This window comes from Chromobacterium sp. Rain0013 (genome assembly GCF_015291765.1).
In the GTDB taxonomy this organism is placed as follows: Bacteria; Pseudomonadota; Gammaproteobacteria; order Burkholderiales; family Chromobacteriaceae; genus Chromobacterium; species Chromobacterium haemolyticum.
The window spans coordinates 4,349,600-4,364,178 of the sequence record NZ_CP031514.1; the positions used below are offsets into that span (position 1 = coordinate 4,349,600).

8 protein-coding genes, 5 tRNA genes and 3 rRNA genes are annotated in these 14,579 nt (G+C 54.8%); 6 read left to right on the plus strand and 10 right to left on the minus strand.

Annotated elements, in window-relative coordinates; all coding sequences use genetic code 11:
• Positions 1-46 precede the first annotated feature (46 nt).
• Both DXT74_RS19755 and DXT74_RS19760 read right to left on the minus strand, forming a co-directional pair.
• Entirely contained in the window at positions 47-1,444 is a 1,398-nt protein-coding gene (locus DXT74_RS19755; protein WP_194426835.1) for a NarK family nitrate/nitrite MFS transporter, read from the minus strand.
• 99 nt (positions 1,445-1,543) lie between these two features.
• Entirely contained in the window at positions 1,544-2,794 is a 1,251-nt protein-coding gene (locus tag DXT74_RS19760; protein ID WP_194426836.1) for a nitrate/nitrite transporter, read from the minus strand.
• Between the two features lie 268 nt (positions 2,795-3,062).
• Here DXT74_RS19760 and DXT74_RS19765 point away from each other — a divergent pair, with 268 nt between their 5' ends.
• A complete protein-coding gene (locus tag DXT74_RS19765) occupies positions 3,063-3,380 on the plus strand; it encodes a hypothetical protein (RefSeq protein WP_019103283.1) in 318 nt (105 codons plus the stop codon).
• Between the two features lie 142 nt (positions 3,381-3,522).
• Here the strand turns inward: DXT74_RS19765 and rrf are convergent.
• The 8 genes from rrf to DXT74_RS19805 all read right to left on the minus strand — a co-directional run bounded on the left by rrf (position 3,523) and on the right by DXT74_RS19805 (position 12,490).
• A 5S ribosomal RNA gene (gene rrf / locus DXT74_RS19770) occupies positions 3,523-3,637 on the minus strand.
• A 122-nt stretch (positions 3,638-3,759) separates the two neighbouring features.
• Positions 3,760-6,648: ribosomal RNA gene (locus DXT74_RS19775) — 23S ribosomal RNA — on the minus strand.
• 257 nt (positions 6,649-6,905) lie between these two features.
• Positions 6,906-6,981, minus strand: a tRNA-Ala gene (locus tag DXT74_RS19780).
• A gap of 105 nt (positions 6,982-7,086) precedes the next feature.
• Positions 7,087-7,163: transfer RNA gene (locus DXT74_RS19785), tRNA-Ile, on the minus strand.
• 87 nt (positions 7,164-7,250) lie between these two features.
• Positions 7,251-8,786 (minus strand): 16S ribosomal RNA (locus tag DXT74_RS19790).
• Together the 16S, 23S and 5S rRNA genes with 2 tRNA genes alongside form the textbook arrangement of a ribosomal RNA operon.
• Before the next feature lie 385 nt (positions 8,787-9,171).
• Positions 9,172-10,878 (minus strand): hypothetical protein, encoded by a 1,707-nt coding sequence (locus DXT74_RS19795; RefSeq protein ID WP_194426837.1) that lies wholly within the window; start codon positions 10,876-10,878, stop codon positions 9,172-9,174.
• Positions 10,879-11,044: 166 nt separating this feature from the next.
• Entirely contained in the window at positions 11,045-11,350 is a 306-nt protein-coding gene (locus tag DXT74_RS19800; RefSeq protein WP_019103433.1) for an H-NS family nucleoid-associated regulatory protein, read from the minus strand.
• 102 nt (positions 11,351-11,452) lie between these two features.
• Positions 11,453-12,490 carry a folate-binding protein YgfZ gene (locus DXT74_RS19805; protein WP_194426838.1) on the minus strand — a complete coding sequence of 346 codons (1,038 nt, stop codon included), beginning with the start codon at positions 12,488-12,490 and terminating at the stop codon, positions 11,453-11,455.
• Positions 12,491-12,685: 195 nt separating this feature from the next.
• Here DXT74_RS19805 and DXT74_RS19810 point away from each other — a divergent pair.
• The 5 genes from DXT74_RS19810 to mscL all read left to right on the plus strand — a co-directional run bounded on the left by DXT74_RS19810 (position 12,686) and on the right by mscL (position 14,444).
• Positions 12,686-12,761, plus strand: a tRNA-Asn gene (locus DXT74_RS19810).
• 34 nt (positions 12,762-12,795) lie between these two features.
• Positions 12,796-12,871: transfer RNA gene (locus DXT74_RS19815), tRNA-Asn, on the plus strand.
• A 27-nt stretch (positions 12,872-12,898) separates the two neighbouring features.
• Positions 12,899-12,974, plus strand: a tRNA-Asn gene (locus DXT74_RS19820).
• 89 nt (positions 12,975-13,063) lie between these two features.
• Positions 13,064-13,912 (plus strand): DMT family transporter, encoded by an 849-nt coding sequence (locus DXT74_RS19825; RefSeq protein WP_043635760.1) that lies wholly within the window; start codon positions 13,064-13,066, stop codon positions 13,910-13,912.
• Between the two features lie 73 nt (positions 13,913-13,985).
• Positions 13,986-14,444: a large conductance mechanosensitive channel protein MscL gene (gene mscL / locus DXT74_RS19830; protein WP_019104144.1), complete on the plus strand. Its 459-nt coding sequence runs from the start codon at positions 13,986-13,988 to the stop codon at positions 14,442-14,444.
• The last annotated feature ends 135 nt before the right edge of the window (positions 14,445-14,579 follow it).

Sequence of the window (14,579 nt, forward strand, 5' to 3'; positions counted from 1 at the left end):
GGCATCGTCTCGACGCCCCGCCGGCTCTGCTTCCTGCCTTAGCTTATCAGCAACTCACTTCAGCGTTCTTGCGCGCATAGAACCACCAGCACAAAACCATGCAGCTGATATAAAAAACAATGAAACACAGCAGCGCCGGCTCCGCCCCGCCGGTCGCCTTCATTGACGCGCCAAAGCTTTGCGGAATGAAATAGCCGCCATAGGCGCCTATGGCGCTGATGAAACCGCCGGCCGCGGCCGATTCCTTAACCCCATCCGCCTCGGCCTGCTTGCGCGCCTCTTCGCCTCGGCCTGCCGCAGCACGCAGCCGGCCCGTAGTGAAGATGGTCGGAATCATTCGGTAAGTCGAGCCATTGCCCACGCCGGCCATGGTGAACAGCAACAGGAACATAGTGAAGAAACCGGCAAAACTACCGCCGCTCAATTGACCGGTCGCGTCATGCGCGGGCAGAAAATGCAACACCCCCACCACAGCCAAGGCCATCACCGCGAACACCCACAGCGTCACCCGCGCGCCGCCGAGCTTGTCGGAAATCACACCGCCGATAGGACGCACCAGAGCGCCGAGCAAGGGGCCGATAAAAGCGAACTTGGCCACCGGCACCTCAGGAAACTGGGTTTTGGTCAACAGAGCGAAGGCACCGGCAAAACCGATGAAGCTGCCGAAAGTGCCAATGTACAGCCAACACATCAGCCAATTATGCTTACGGCGGAAAATCACGGCCTGCTCGGTAAACGAGGCCTTGGCGTCGGCCAAATCATTCATGCCGAACCAAGCAGCCGCCGTGGCCAAGACGATGAAGGGAACCCAGACGAAGCCGGCGTTCTGCAACCACAGGCTCTTCTCCACCCCATCCTTGACATAATGCTGCGCATCACCGCCAAAGGCGCCGAACATGCCGCCAGTCACCACCAACGGAATCACAAACTGAGCCAAGGACACGCCGAGGTTGCCGAAACCGGCGTTCAAACCGTTCGCCGCGCCTTTCTGCGCCTTGGGGAAAAAGTAAGCGATATTAGCCATAGAACTGGCGAAATTCCCGCTGCCCAACCCGCACAGCAAGGCGATCGCCAGCATCACCGGATAAGACGTCGTCGGATCCTGCACCGCAAAGCCCAGCCATACCGCCGGGATCAACAGCGAGGCGGTGGACAAGGTCGTCCATTTACGCCCCCCGACAATGGATGGCATGAAGGAATAAAAAATGCGCAAGGTCGCGCCGGACAGCGCGGGCAAGGCCGTCAGCAAGAACAGTTGATCCTTGGTGTAGTTGAACCCCGCGTTCGGCAGGTTCAAAGTCACCACGCTCCACAATACTGAAATAACGAAAGCCAGCGTGAGACACGGGATCGAAATCCACAAATTGCGCCGTGCAATGCTCTGACCTTTCTGTTGCCAGAACTCGGCGTTTTCCGGCTCCCACCGTTTGATGACATAAGACATGACTCACCCTCCCCGCCGGCCCGAGTCATGGCCAGACCAGCGCTATTTGACAATCTTTTAAAGGCGGCTCGCGTCAAAGCACCGCCATTCAACTCACACTCAACGACCAGCCGCAGCCCGGCGCAAACCCTCCTCCGCCACCGGCTTGAACGAGTAATGCATCCAGACCAAGCTGACGCAGACTGTGCCGTACAGCAACATGAAGCAGCTGGAACGCACCCCCGCCAGATCCACTAGCACGCCAAACAAAATCGGCAACACGAAACCGGCCAAGCCGCCGGCCAGCCCCACCACGCCGGACACCGCGCCGATGTTGTCTGGAAAATCATTAGCGATGAACTTGAACACCGATGCTTTACCCACGGCCATCGCCACGCCGGCGATGAACAAAATCGCAGTGAACAACACCGAGTTCAGACCGATATGCAAGCTCCAAGGCCCCTTGACGGTGGCCACTACCATCTGGGTCTGCGGATAGGACAAAATGAAGAAGCACACCCACAACACCCACATCACCCACCACGTCGTGCGATATGCGCCGAAGCGGTCCGACATCCAGCCACCGATCGCACGCAGCACGCCGCCGGGCAAGGAAAAACAGGCAGCGAGAAAGGCGGCGGTTTTCATATCAAAGCCGTATTCGCCTACAAAGTACTTGGTCAGCCACAGCGACAAACCCACATAGCCGCCAAACACCACCGAGTAATACTGTGAGTAGCGCCAAACCCTAGGGTCGCGCATCACCCGCAATTGATCGATGAAACGCTGGCCTCCGCCGCTCAAATGCGCAGGGCTGTGATAACTGCAAAACCAAAACAGCAGTGCCGTGACCAGCATCACCCCGGCGTAAACCTGGGGCACCAGCGTCCAGCCGCCCAGCGCGATCAAAGCCGGCGCCACGAATTTGTTCACCGCCGCGCCTGAGTTGCCCGCTCCGAACACCCCCATCGCCATTCCCTGATGCCGCGCGTCGAACCAACGCGCCACATAGGGCGTACCCACGGAGAAGCTGCCGCCGGCCAAACCGATGAACAAACCAATCAGCAAGAAATGCCAATATTGGGAGGCGTACTCCATCAGGTAAATCGGCAGCACCGTGCTCAGTATCAGGCAGAACAAAACAACCCTACCGCCATAACGATCGGTCCAAATGCCCAACGGCACCCGCACCAGCGAGCCGGACAAGACCGGCATCGCCACCAGAATCCCAAACTCGGTCTCATTCAGACCCAGCTGCTGCTTCACGGGAATGCCCACCACGCCCATCATCATCCAAACCATGAAACAGACGGTGAAAGCAAAAGTGCTGACGGCCAGCACCGAGTACTGCTTATATGCCGCGGATGTCATCTTTTCTCCCTCTGCGACCAGGCGGCCGACCAGTCCAATTCCATATTCACACCATACTGCCGGCGTGAAGGAAAACCCATTCGCCAGACGTGGGCAAGGACAAGGAAAAACGATCTAATCGAAATAGTTCTTTTGGGTGGTATTCGAGAAAGGAACAACACAGTAGAGGGGGGAAAGCGGCGAGACGGTCCGGCTTTGCGCCAATGCAAGTTACAGCCCCGACGACATTGGCTAAGATAGGCACATTGCCAACAAGGGAGCTTCCCCCATGAATGCCGCCAAAAAAATACGTCGTTTCATCGAAGAAGGACACGACCCGCAGCAAATGCAAGTGCTCAAGGAACTGGCGACCGCATTGGAAATGGGCCGCTCTTTCGATCTAAGCCTGCTCTACGATATCGACATGCGTTATTTCGACGTCGCCATTGATCTACTGAAAGACTGGCGCTTCGATCATCACATCGCCTCTCGCAGCAAACTGCTGGAGCAGTTGCTGACCGAGATCGCACCGGATAAACAGGTGAAAAAGCCGGAAAGCCCAACCGAAAAACCCGCAGCGGTCAAACCCGTCAAGCCCAAAAAATAAGTAAACAAAACGGCACTGCCGTTGTGCTTATTCAGCCTCCAGCGCGCCCCAGACGCACGAAAGCCTCCCATGGGGAGGCTTGGCAAGATCCGAACACCAATGCAAAAGCCCAACTCGTCTGAGCTGGGCTTCGCAATCGGGCGTCTGGCGGTGTCCTACTTTCACATGGCGAATGCCACACTATCATCGGCGCTAAGGCGTTTCACGGTCCTGTTCGGGATGGGAAGGCGTGGGACCACCTCGCTATGGCCACCAGACATAAACTGGTACAAACTAGAAGAAGCCTGGGCTGATACTCTATCAACCCACATATATTCGGTATTCAATTGTGTCGCACATCCACACCTCGTCGCTCAGTCTCCCAAGCCACTCAAATGATAGGATCAAGCCTCACGAGCAATTAGTATCGGTTAGCTTAACGCCTCACAGCGCTTCCACACCCGACCTATCAACGTCCTGGTCTCGAACGACTCTTCAGGAGGGTCAAGCCCTCAGGGAAGTCTCATCTTCAGGCGAGTTTCCCGCTTAGATGCTTTCAGCGGTTATCTCTTCCGCACTTAGCTACCCGGCAATGCGACTGGCGTCACAACCGGTACACCAGAGGTGCGTCCACTCCGGTCCTCTCGTACTAGGAGCAGCCCCCGTCAAACTTCCAACGCCCACTGCAGATAGGGACCAAACTGTCTCACGACGTTTTGAACCCAGCTCACGTACCACTTTAAATGGCGAACAGCCATACCCTTGGGACCGGCTACAGCCCCAGGATGTGATGAGCCGACATCGAGGTGCCAAACACCGCCGTCGATGTGAACTCTTGGGCGGTATCAGCCTGTTATCCCCGGAGTACCTTTTATCCGTTGAGCGATGGCCCTTCCATTCAGAACCACCGGATCACTATGTCCTGCTTTCGCACCTGCTCGACTTGTCGGTCTCGCAGTTAAGCTACCTTTTGCCATTGCACTATCAGCACGATTTCCGACCGTACCTAGGTAACCTTCGAACTCCTCCGTTACACTTTGGGAGGAGACCGCCCCAGTCAAACTGCCTACCATGCACTGTCCCCAATCCGGATCACGGACCAAGGTTAGAACCTCAAACACACCAGGGTGGTATTTCAAGGACGGCTCCATGAGAACTAGCGTTCCCACTTCATAGCCTCCCACCTATCCTACACAAGTCTGTTCAAAGTCCAATGCAAAGCTACAGTAAAGGTTCACGGGGTCTTTCCGTCTAGCAGCGGGGAGATTGCATCTTCACAAACACTTCAACTTCGCTGAGTCTCAGGAGGAGACAGTGTGGCCATCGTTACGCCATTCGTGCGGGTCGGAACTTACCCGACAAGGAATTTCGCTACCTTAGGACCGTTATAGTTACGGCCGCCGTTTACTGGGGCTTCGATCAAGAGCTTGCACCCCATCACTTAACCTTCCAGCACCGGGCAGGCGTCACACCGTATACGTCCACTTTCGTGTTGGCACAGTGCTGTGTTTTTGTTAAACAGTCGCAGCCACCGATTCTCTGCGACCTCTCAAAGCTCCTCCCGCAGGGGATTCACTCTAAGAGGCATACCTTCTCCCGAAGTTACGGTATCAATTTGCCGAGTTCCTTCTCCTGAGTTCTCTCAAGCGCCTTAGAATTCTCATCCTGCCCACCTGTGTCGGTTTGCGGTACGGTTCTTATGCAGCTGAAGCTTAGTGGCTTTTCCTGGAAGCGTGGTATCAGTCACTTCAGGTCCGTAGACCCTCGTCATCACGTCTCGGCCTTAAGGGAAGGCGGATTTGCCTACCTCCCCAGCCTACCGGCTTAAACAGACTATTCCAACAGTCTGATGACCTAACCTTCTCCGTCCCCACATCGCACTGCATAAAAGTACGGGAATTTTAACCCGTTTCCCATCGACTACGCTTTTCAGCCTCGCCTTAGGGGCCGACTCACCCTACGCCGATGAACGTTGCGTAGGAAACCTTGGGCTTTCGGCGAGCGGGCTTTTCACCCGCTTTATCGCTACTCATGTCAGCATTCGCACTTCTGATATCTCCAGCATCCCTTACGAGACACCTTCTCAGACCTACAGAACGCTCCCCTACCATCTGCACTTACGTGCAAATCCGCAGCTTCGGTTATCAGTTTGAGCCCCGTTACATCTTCCGCGCAGGACGACTCGACCAGTGAGCTATTACGCTTTCTTTAAATGATGGCTGCTTCTAAGCCAACATCCTGGCTGTCTAGGCCTTCCCACTTCGTTTACCACTTAACTGATCATTTGGGACCTTAGCTGGCGGTCTGGGTTGTTTCCCTCTTGACGATGGACGTTAGCACCCACCGTCTGTCTCCCATGCTCGCACTTTCCGGTATTCAGAGTTTGCCATGGTTTGGTAAATCGCAATGACCCCCTAGCCATAACAGTGCTTTACCCCCGGAAGTGATACATGAGGCACTACCTAAATAGTTTTCGGGGAGAACCAGCTATCTCCGAGTTTGTTTAGCCTTTCACCCCTATCCACAGCTCATCCCCTAGTTTTGCAACACTAGTGGGTTCGGACCTCCAGTGCGTGTTACCGCACCTTCATCCTGGCCATGGATAGATCACTCGGTTTCGGGTCTACGCCCAGCAACTAAATCGCCCTATTCGGACTCGGTTTCCCTACGCCTCCCCTATTCGGTTAAGCTCGCTACTGAACGTAAGTCGCTGACCCATTATACAAAAGGTACGCAGTCACGGAACAAGTCCGCTCCCACTGTTTGTATGCATCCGGTTTCAGGTTCTATTTCACTCCCCTCCCGGGGTTCTTTTCGCCTTTCCCTCACGGTACTGGTTCACTATCGGTCGATCATGAGTATTTAGCCTTGGAGGATGGTCCCCCCATCTTCAGACAGGATTTCTCGTGTCCCGCCCTACTTATCGTACGCCTAGTCCTTGGAATGCGTTTTCGTGTACGGGGCTATCACCCACTATGGCAGTCCTTTCCATGAACCTTCCACTAACACAATCCATAACACGTACAGGCTCTTCCGCGTTCGCTCGCCACTACTAACGGAATCTCGGTTGATTTCTTTTCCTGCAGCTACTTAGATGTTTCAGTTCGCTGCGTTCGCCTCCTCGTGCCTATGTATTCAGCACGGGATCTCCTTGCGGAGGGGTTTCCCCATTCGGACATCGCGGGATCAAAGCTCTATTGCCAGCTCCCCCGCGCTTTTCGCAGGCTTACACGTCCTTCTTCGCCTATGATCGCCAAGGCATCCACCAGATGCACTTAGTCGCTTGACCCTATCATTTCAGTAACCTGGATCACTAAAACAACAAGTTGTGTTTGTGCGACGACTACACCGCCCCTTTTGATATGGCGACGTAGCCTAGATACAATCAAATACCCAAGATGACGATCCAGCCAATGAAGACTTAACTCCATCGTCTTTCTCGCCGTCTTTATATATTCGGCTTCTTCAGTTTGTTAAAGATCGGGCGTTAAAAATACAACGCAAACACAACCAAGCTGTTTTGCAAACTCGCTTGTGTTTGAGTTGTGGTGGAGGATGACGGGATCGAACCGACGACCCCCTGCTTGCAAAGCAGGTGCTCTCCCAACTGAGCTAATCCCCCTCTTTTTGCCTTATGCAGCGTTGCTCAACAACTCATGTACAATTGTACATTTCGCTATTTCGCGCCTTGCCTAAGCCAAAAATTACGTATCGCTACGCAAATTCTTGGTGGGTCTGGTTGGACTCGAACCAACGACCCCCGCCTTATCAAGACGGTGCTCTAACCAGCTGAGCTACAAACCCATTTCTCGGTCAGCCATCGCTGGCTGACACGCCCTTAACTACAAATAACCGATAGGCTGTAAGTACTCGATCAACAACCTTCTCTAGAAAGGAGGTGATCCAGCCGCAGGTTCCCCTACGGCTACCTTGTTACGACTTCACCCCAGTCATGAATCCCACCGTGGTAAGCGGCCTCCTTACGGTTAGCCTACCCACTTCTGGTGAAACTCACTCCCATGGTGTGACGGGCGGTGTGTACAAGACCCGGGAACGTATTCACCGCAGCATGCTGATCTGCGATTACTAGCGATTCCGACTTCACGCACTCGAGTTGCAGAGTGCGATCCGGACTACGATCGGTTTTATGAGATTGGCTCCACCTCGCGGCTTCGCGACCCTCTGTACCGACCATTGTATGACGTGTGAAGCCCTGGTCATAAGGGCCATGAGGACTTGACGTCATCCCCACCTTCCTCCGGTTTGTCACCGGCAGTCCCATTAGAGTGCCCAACTTAATGATGGCAACTAATGGCAAGGGTTGCGCTCGTTGCGGGACTTAACCCAACATCTCACGACACGAGCTGACGACAGCCATGCAGCACCTGTGTTAACGCTCCCTTTCGGGCACCGCCACATCTCTGCAGCGTTCGTTACATGTCAAGACCAGGTAAGGTTTTTCGCGTTGCATCGAATTAATCCACATCATCCACCGCTTGTGCGGGTCCCCGTCAATTCCTTTGAGTTTTAACCTTGCGGCCGTACTCCCCAGGCGGTCAACTTCTCGCGTTAGCTTCGCTACCAAGGATTCAAACCCCCAACAGCTAGTTGACATCGTTTAGGGCGTGGACTACCAGGGTATCTAATCCTGTTTGCTCCCCACGCTTTCGTGCATGAGCGTCAGTGTCATCCCAGGGGGCTGCCTTCGCCATCGGTATTCCTCCGCATCTCTACGCATTTCACTGCTACACGCGGAATTCTACCCCCCTCTGACGCACTCTAGTCGTGCAGTCTCCAATGCCGTTCCCAGGTTAAGCCCGGGGCTTTCACATCAGACTTGCACAACCGCCTGCGCACGCTTTACGCCCAGTAATTCCGATTAACGCTTGCACCCTACGTATTACCGCGGCTGCTGGCACGTAGTTAGCCGGTGCTTATTCTTCCGGTACTCTCAGCCCCAGTAGGTATTAACCACTGGGATTTGCTCCCGGACAAAAGTCCTTTACAACCCGAAGGCCTTCTTCAGACACGCGGCATGGCTGGATCAGGCTTGCGCCCATTGTCCAAAATTCCCCACTGCTGCCTCCCGTAGGAGTCTGGGCCGTGTCTCAGTCCCAGTGTGGCGGATCATCCTCTCAGACCCGCTACTGATCGTCGCCTTGGTGAGCCTTTACCCCACCAACTAGCTAATCAGACATCGGCTGCTCGTATAACGTGAGGCCTTACGGTCCCCCACTTTCCCCCTCAGGGCGTATGCGGTATTAATCCGGCTTTCGCCGAGCTATCCCCCATTACACGGTACATTCCGATGCATTACTCACCCGTTCGCCACTCGTCAGCGGTGCAAGCACCCTGTTACCGTTCGACTTGCATGTGTAAAGCATGCCGCCAGCGTTCAATCTGAGCCAGGATCAAACTCTTCAGTTCAATTCCAAGCAAATTTTCTGGCACGCAAGATCAAAGAAACATCGAGACATTTCTCGTCTTGCAGTGCAAGTGTTTGGTCATCGACCGAGCACTTACACCTATCGGTTATTCGTTCTGTTAAAGATCGGTGCAGATCGCTGCGCTTCGTTTCCGTCGCTGCGTTGTCTGCTGAGGAGGCGAACTATACGTCACGACCCTAAACCCGTCAACACCTTTTGCGACAAAAACCTCAACAACAACGCCCCATGCCGGGCAAACCCTTGATGCGGCAACGAATATCCATAAAGGGTATTTGCCAACCCCCGCCCCATGTCCCGACTATCCATGAAAAACGGGCCGAAGCTTGGCTTCGACCCGTGTTCGACTCCATCCTAAATGATGGAAGTCACGGCAAAACCGGCAGCCTTTCCAAAGCCTGGACCAACTCCACCTCGCTCAGACACCAATCGCTGCCCTTATCCATTACCTTGCCTAAGGAAAGCTGAAAATGCTTACCCTTGGCCGTCATGTAGAACTCTTTGCCCAATACATATAAGGAGAGCGGCAGCAGCAAAGCGTTGACCACCTTGCCCGAACGCTGACAAGGCACGAACAAGGCGATATGCCCTGCCAGCCAAACTTGCTCAGGCGGCAGCGTCGGATCGATCAATCTCACATCGGTTGGCCGCAACGAAGCCGCCACGGGTCTTCGGCTCAGGGTTTCAACTCCCAGATAGATCTGATCCGCAGAGTTCCGCTTCACTCGACGCACCACGCCCAAGCTCCAACCATCCACCGACTTCTCGCGAAAGCCAATCAGCGCGCCCAAGCCCACCCATTCATTCCCCATCGCGCCAAGGGTAACGCCAAGCCCGGTTTGGCTGACATTATCTACCTCCCAACGCGAAAACTCCTCTTTGGCCGGCGGAGATACGGCCTCCCCAGCCGAGGCGAGCCCAGGGATGGGAGCCCCCTTATCCCGCTTCCTCGTGGTAACGAAGCCATAAATACGGATATTGGCAGCATCATCGAAGTTACCCTCTTCCAGCGAGCCCGTTTGCTTGGCCTCGTCCACACTCCGAATCAAACGGTGCAGCACAGGCAGGCGATACGCTACTTCTATGCTCTGACCGGAAACAGGCACTCGTTCAGCTCTCTCGAAACGCATTTGCTGGGGAGACCACTCACGCATCAAAGCGCGCAGGGTATTGGCGTCGATACCCGGTTCCATCATTCTTTTGATTTCGGGCGGCACTCTGCCGGCATCCAGCACAATGCTCCAGCCGTGCAGAATCTCGACCAAGTCCGTCGTACCCCAATAGCGGGCGGCCTCATCCACCAAACCGCCTGTCACTCTCGCCGCGGGATGAGGTCCTTTTAAAGAGACCGCAAAACTCGAATATTCCGCGCATGCACGCGTCAAAGACATTCGGTTACTCAAAACCTGCAGCAGTTGATAGGCAAAGTGCAACTGTCTGGCGCTAAGATTGCCCCCAGTCAACACGGCGAGCATATGCAAGATGAGAAATTGATCCTGAACCGTGGTCGCCGGCTGGCCATCTCCGAATAAAAACACCGGCACGGAATCGCAACCATGGTGCTCTGCAAACCAATAGAGTTGGTTTACTCCCAGCCAAAAAGCCTCCTCCGGATTAAAACTCCGGATCCAGTGCCAGCGCGCATGCTCGCCAAGATAGAACATCATTCGCGCCAGCACGATGGGCAATAGGGTCAGCACTTTGGCACCCTCAACCGAGTCGGCGTCGACAGTCAGCACATGCTGATAGCTATCTATAAAGCATTTTCCGTACGCCAGTATCTGGCTTCTGAGCTGCGCTTCCAGCGCTTTGGGCATGCGCGTATTCAGCAAGTATTGCGCGCAGAGGTTTTCATGTAGCGATTCCGTCTCTTGGTTGAGCGCTAGCAGCGCTTCGACGCGATCCACTGAAATATTGTGCCAATCCAACTCCAATGGCGACAGCAATGCCACCACGCGCTCATGCGCGGCCGCACCGTGTTCCTTCTTCAAAGCCGCCACAAACTCCCTGGCCGCTTCCGCGCTAGCCAAAGGATCGGAGCGACCTTTAGCCCCTCTTGAAAAAAAATCCAGCATAGCCGCCCACTCTCAAGACAATGTCAGCACATTTCAATCACTACACGAAACAGCTTGAACGCTACATCCATTTATAGCAAGCCTCAAGCTGGACCGCTGGCCGTCAGATAAAGAAAAAGCGCCCATGACAGGCGCTTTTGAAATTCATTGCAAACCTGCTGTTTGCTTAGATAGCCAGAGCTTCCAGCGCTTTGCCGCTGGAGATCCACTCTTGTACCCACACCGGCTTACGGCCGCGACCGGTCCAGGTCAGTTCCGGGCTAACCGGGTGACGGTACTTGGCTTCCACCGGCTTGCGCACGCCGCCGGTTTTGCCCAGTACTTCTTCAACGCTCAGGCCGTAAGCGCGAGCAAGCTCAATGATTTGTTTCTTGGCTTTGGACTTTTCTTCGCTTTCGCGGCGCTTGATTTCAGCTTCGACATCGGCGCGCAGAGCCACCAGCTGGGTAAAATCCAATTTCGACAGTTCCATTAGCATGTTCCCAAATATATTGTAAGAGTAGTGGTGCATTACAGATGATAATGTAGCCAAGCCTTTCTACTCAAGTCAAGGAAACAAAACAGAAATTATCAATTAATTCTCAAGCCCCTCATTCAAGGAATAGGGCAAGTCCAGTTGCTGAAGCCTTATTGTATAGGCCTCATCAGCATAAATACCCTCTTCCCAAGCTTGAAATTGAACAACTGCCAAACCTTCATATTGTTCCGGAGCCACTTGGCAAACCGCCGACAACATGCCAATCGACTGACCCGCTACAGATGGGCTATAGAGTTTAGCGCCGATGGCAAGCGGCTGTTTAAATGCTACTTTGAACAAACGACGCTTCAATTTTCCCAAATACTGCGATCTGGCGACGATTTCCTGCCCCGGGTAGCAGCCTTTCTTAAAGCTCACCCCTCCAATCAACTCCATATTCGCCATCTGCGGCACAAATTGCTCCTGAGTCGCCAGATGGACCCAAGGAATACCCGCGTCGATATCCCGCCATTCCCAAACACCGGAAGAAATCAGGCTGGCGTCGTCCGTCAGCTTTTCCCCCACCCACTCTGCGCCTGCCTCGTCCACAACCAGCACCCAGCCTGTCCCGGGCAAGCCTATCAACAGGCCCGGCTCAACCCGAACCATCTCTCGCGGCCCCGGTGTTGACGCCAATGCGGACTCGATCGTCAGCGCCGCCAAGGCCGCCTTGCCCGCAAGGCCTATCAAAGTCAGGTTATCCGCAATCGATACCTTCACCTTGGAGCGCAGCACAAACATGCTCAAGCGCTTGGCCACGTAATCGGCCAAATCCGCAGATACCGCCAGGTAATAAGTTCCATCGCAACGCCAAACCAGAAAACTGGCCAGCATCCTTCCTTTGGCCGTAGAGTAACTGCTGTACTGAGCGCGGTTTTCATCCGACAACTCACGCACATCGCTAGAAAGCTGCCCTTGTAAAAAGGCCTCTGCGTCCTCTCCCGTCACCTGGATGACTTTGTGCTTATCCAAAATCGATATTGCGACGCCGGCGCGCAATGAGTCCAACTGCCGCAGATGAACATTCATTTCCACCGCATCTTTATTTGCCCGCTGCGCGCGCGCATCCAGCGTGAGCTTCCCGTCCAGATTCATTTAACCCACCTCAAAAACGCGGCTATTCCCGCATGGTCAACAAACGAAATTTTAACGCGCCGCAGCCCCCCTTCGCCAGCGATGAATTGCCGGCGCATGCCCCGCCTTCGCGCCGCTTGGCGGGCCCAAGCGATTTTCAGCCGCGCAAGTGTTGACAGCCCGACAGGCTGAAGCTATAGTTCGCCCTCACTCAAATCCCTGATAGCTCAGTTGGTAGAGCGACGGACTGTTAATCCGCAGGTCGCAGGTTCGAGCCCTGCTCGGGGAGCCATTACGGCCCTGTTTGAGAATTGCTTGTTTTCCATTCCCTGATAGCTCAGTTGGTAGAGCGACGGACTGTTAATCCGCAGGTCGCAGGTTCGAGCCCTGCTCGGGGAGCCAAAACAAGACAGCATCACTGAATGATGATCCCTGATAGCTCAGTTGGTAGAGCGACGGACTGTTAATCCGCAGGTCGCAGGTTCGAGCCCTGCTCGGGGAGCCAAGTTTCCAAAAGCCACAATCGCCGGATTGTGGCTTTTTCCATTTCAGCTTCCGTTTTACAATCGGCCCACCTTCCCCATTGGAATAATAATGATTTCCAAACCGATTGCTTTTGCCGGCGGCGCTATCTTGCTATGGGCTTCGCTGGCCACGCTTGGCACCCAAACCCGCTCGCTTCCCCCATTTTTCGTGGTTGGCGTTTGCCTGTTGATCGGCAGCCTGCTCAGTATCCGCCATTGCCGCGACTGGAAAGTGCCGCCGCGCACCTTACTGGTCGGAATCTATGGCTTGTTCGGCTACCATTTCTTGCTGTTCTTCGCATTTCGGCACGCGCCGGCCATGGAAGCCAATCTGCTGAACTATCTATGGCCCTTGTTGATCGTGATGCTCGCGCCCATCCTGGTTCCCGGCACCATACTGCACGGCCGTCACATTCTGGCCGGCGCGCTGGGTTTCAGCGGAGCGGCGCTGATTGTCAGCGGAGGCAAGCTCGCCTTGTCCAGCAACTATCTTGTCGGTTATCTGCTGGCCATCGGCGCCGCCGTTGTGTGGTCGACTTTTAGCCTGCTGACGCGCAGGCTGCCCAGCTTCCCCAATAGCGCGGTCGGCGGGTTCTGCCTGCTGTCCGGCTTGCTTTCCCTACTATGCCACGCCCTGTTCGAACCCAACGTCGCCCCCAGCGCTGGTCAATGGTTGGCCTTGATCCTGCTGGGAATCGGCCCGATGGGCGGCGCCTTCTTCCTATGGGACCGCGCGCTGAAGGAGGGCGACCCCAGACAGATTGGCTCCTTGTCCTATGCCACGCCCTTGCTGTCCACCCTGCTGCTGATAAGCACCGGCCAAGGGCAATTGAACGCTATTGCAATAACCGCCATCGTGCTGATTCTTGGCGGGGCTCTACTTGGCAGCCTGCCCGTTCGTCCACGTTCGCTTGCTTGAGAATGCGCTTGAGGTGGAGCGCCGGCAATTGAATACCTTATAATGCTTAACGCTATTTAAACAGAGGTTAACCATGTCCATTATCAAAGAATTCAAAGAATTTGCCATGAAAGGCAATGTCATCGACTTGGCGGTCGGCGTGGTTATCGGCGGCGCCTTCGGCGCCATCGTCAAATCGCTGGTCGACGATGTGATCATGCCCCCCATCGGCCTGCTGGTCGGCAATGTCGATTTCTCCAATATGTTCTTCGTACTAAAAGAGGGCAGCAAGCAGCTTGGACCTTATGTGTCGGTGGCCGCGGCCAAGCAAGCCGGCGCCGTCACGCTGAATATCGGCCTGTTCATCAACGCCATGGTCAGCTTCACCATAGTGGCCTTCGCTATTTTCATGCTGGTCAAGGCCATCAATCGGCTGAAGCGCGAAGAGCCTGCCGCCGCCGCGCCGGCTCCCGCCACCAAAGAGTGCCCGTTCTGCGCATCCAATATTCCGGAAAAGGCTTCTCGCTGCCCTCAGTGCACATCTCAACTCTAAGCGCCTGCCCAAAGTCTCGCGAGTAAGAGCGAGACAAGGCGAAACAGGCTGAGAAAGCGGAGCGTACACACGGCACATGAGTATTTCGAAGACGTACTCACCGTGTAACGCTCCACAACGCGTAGCAGATCGTGA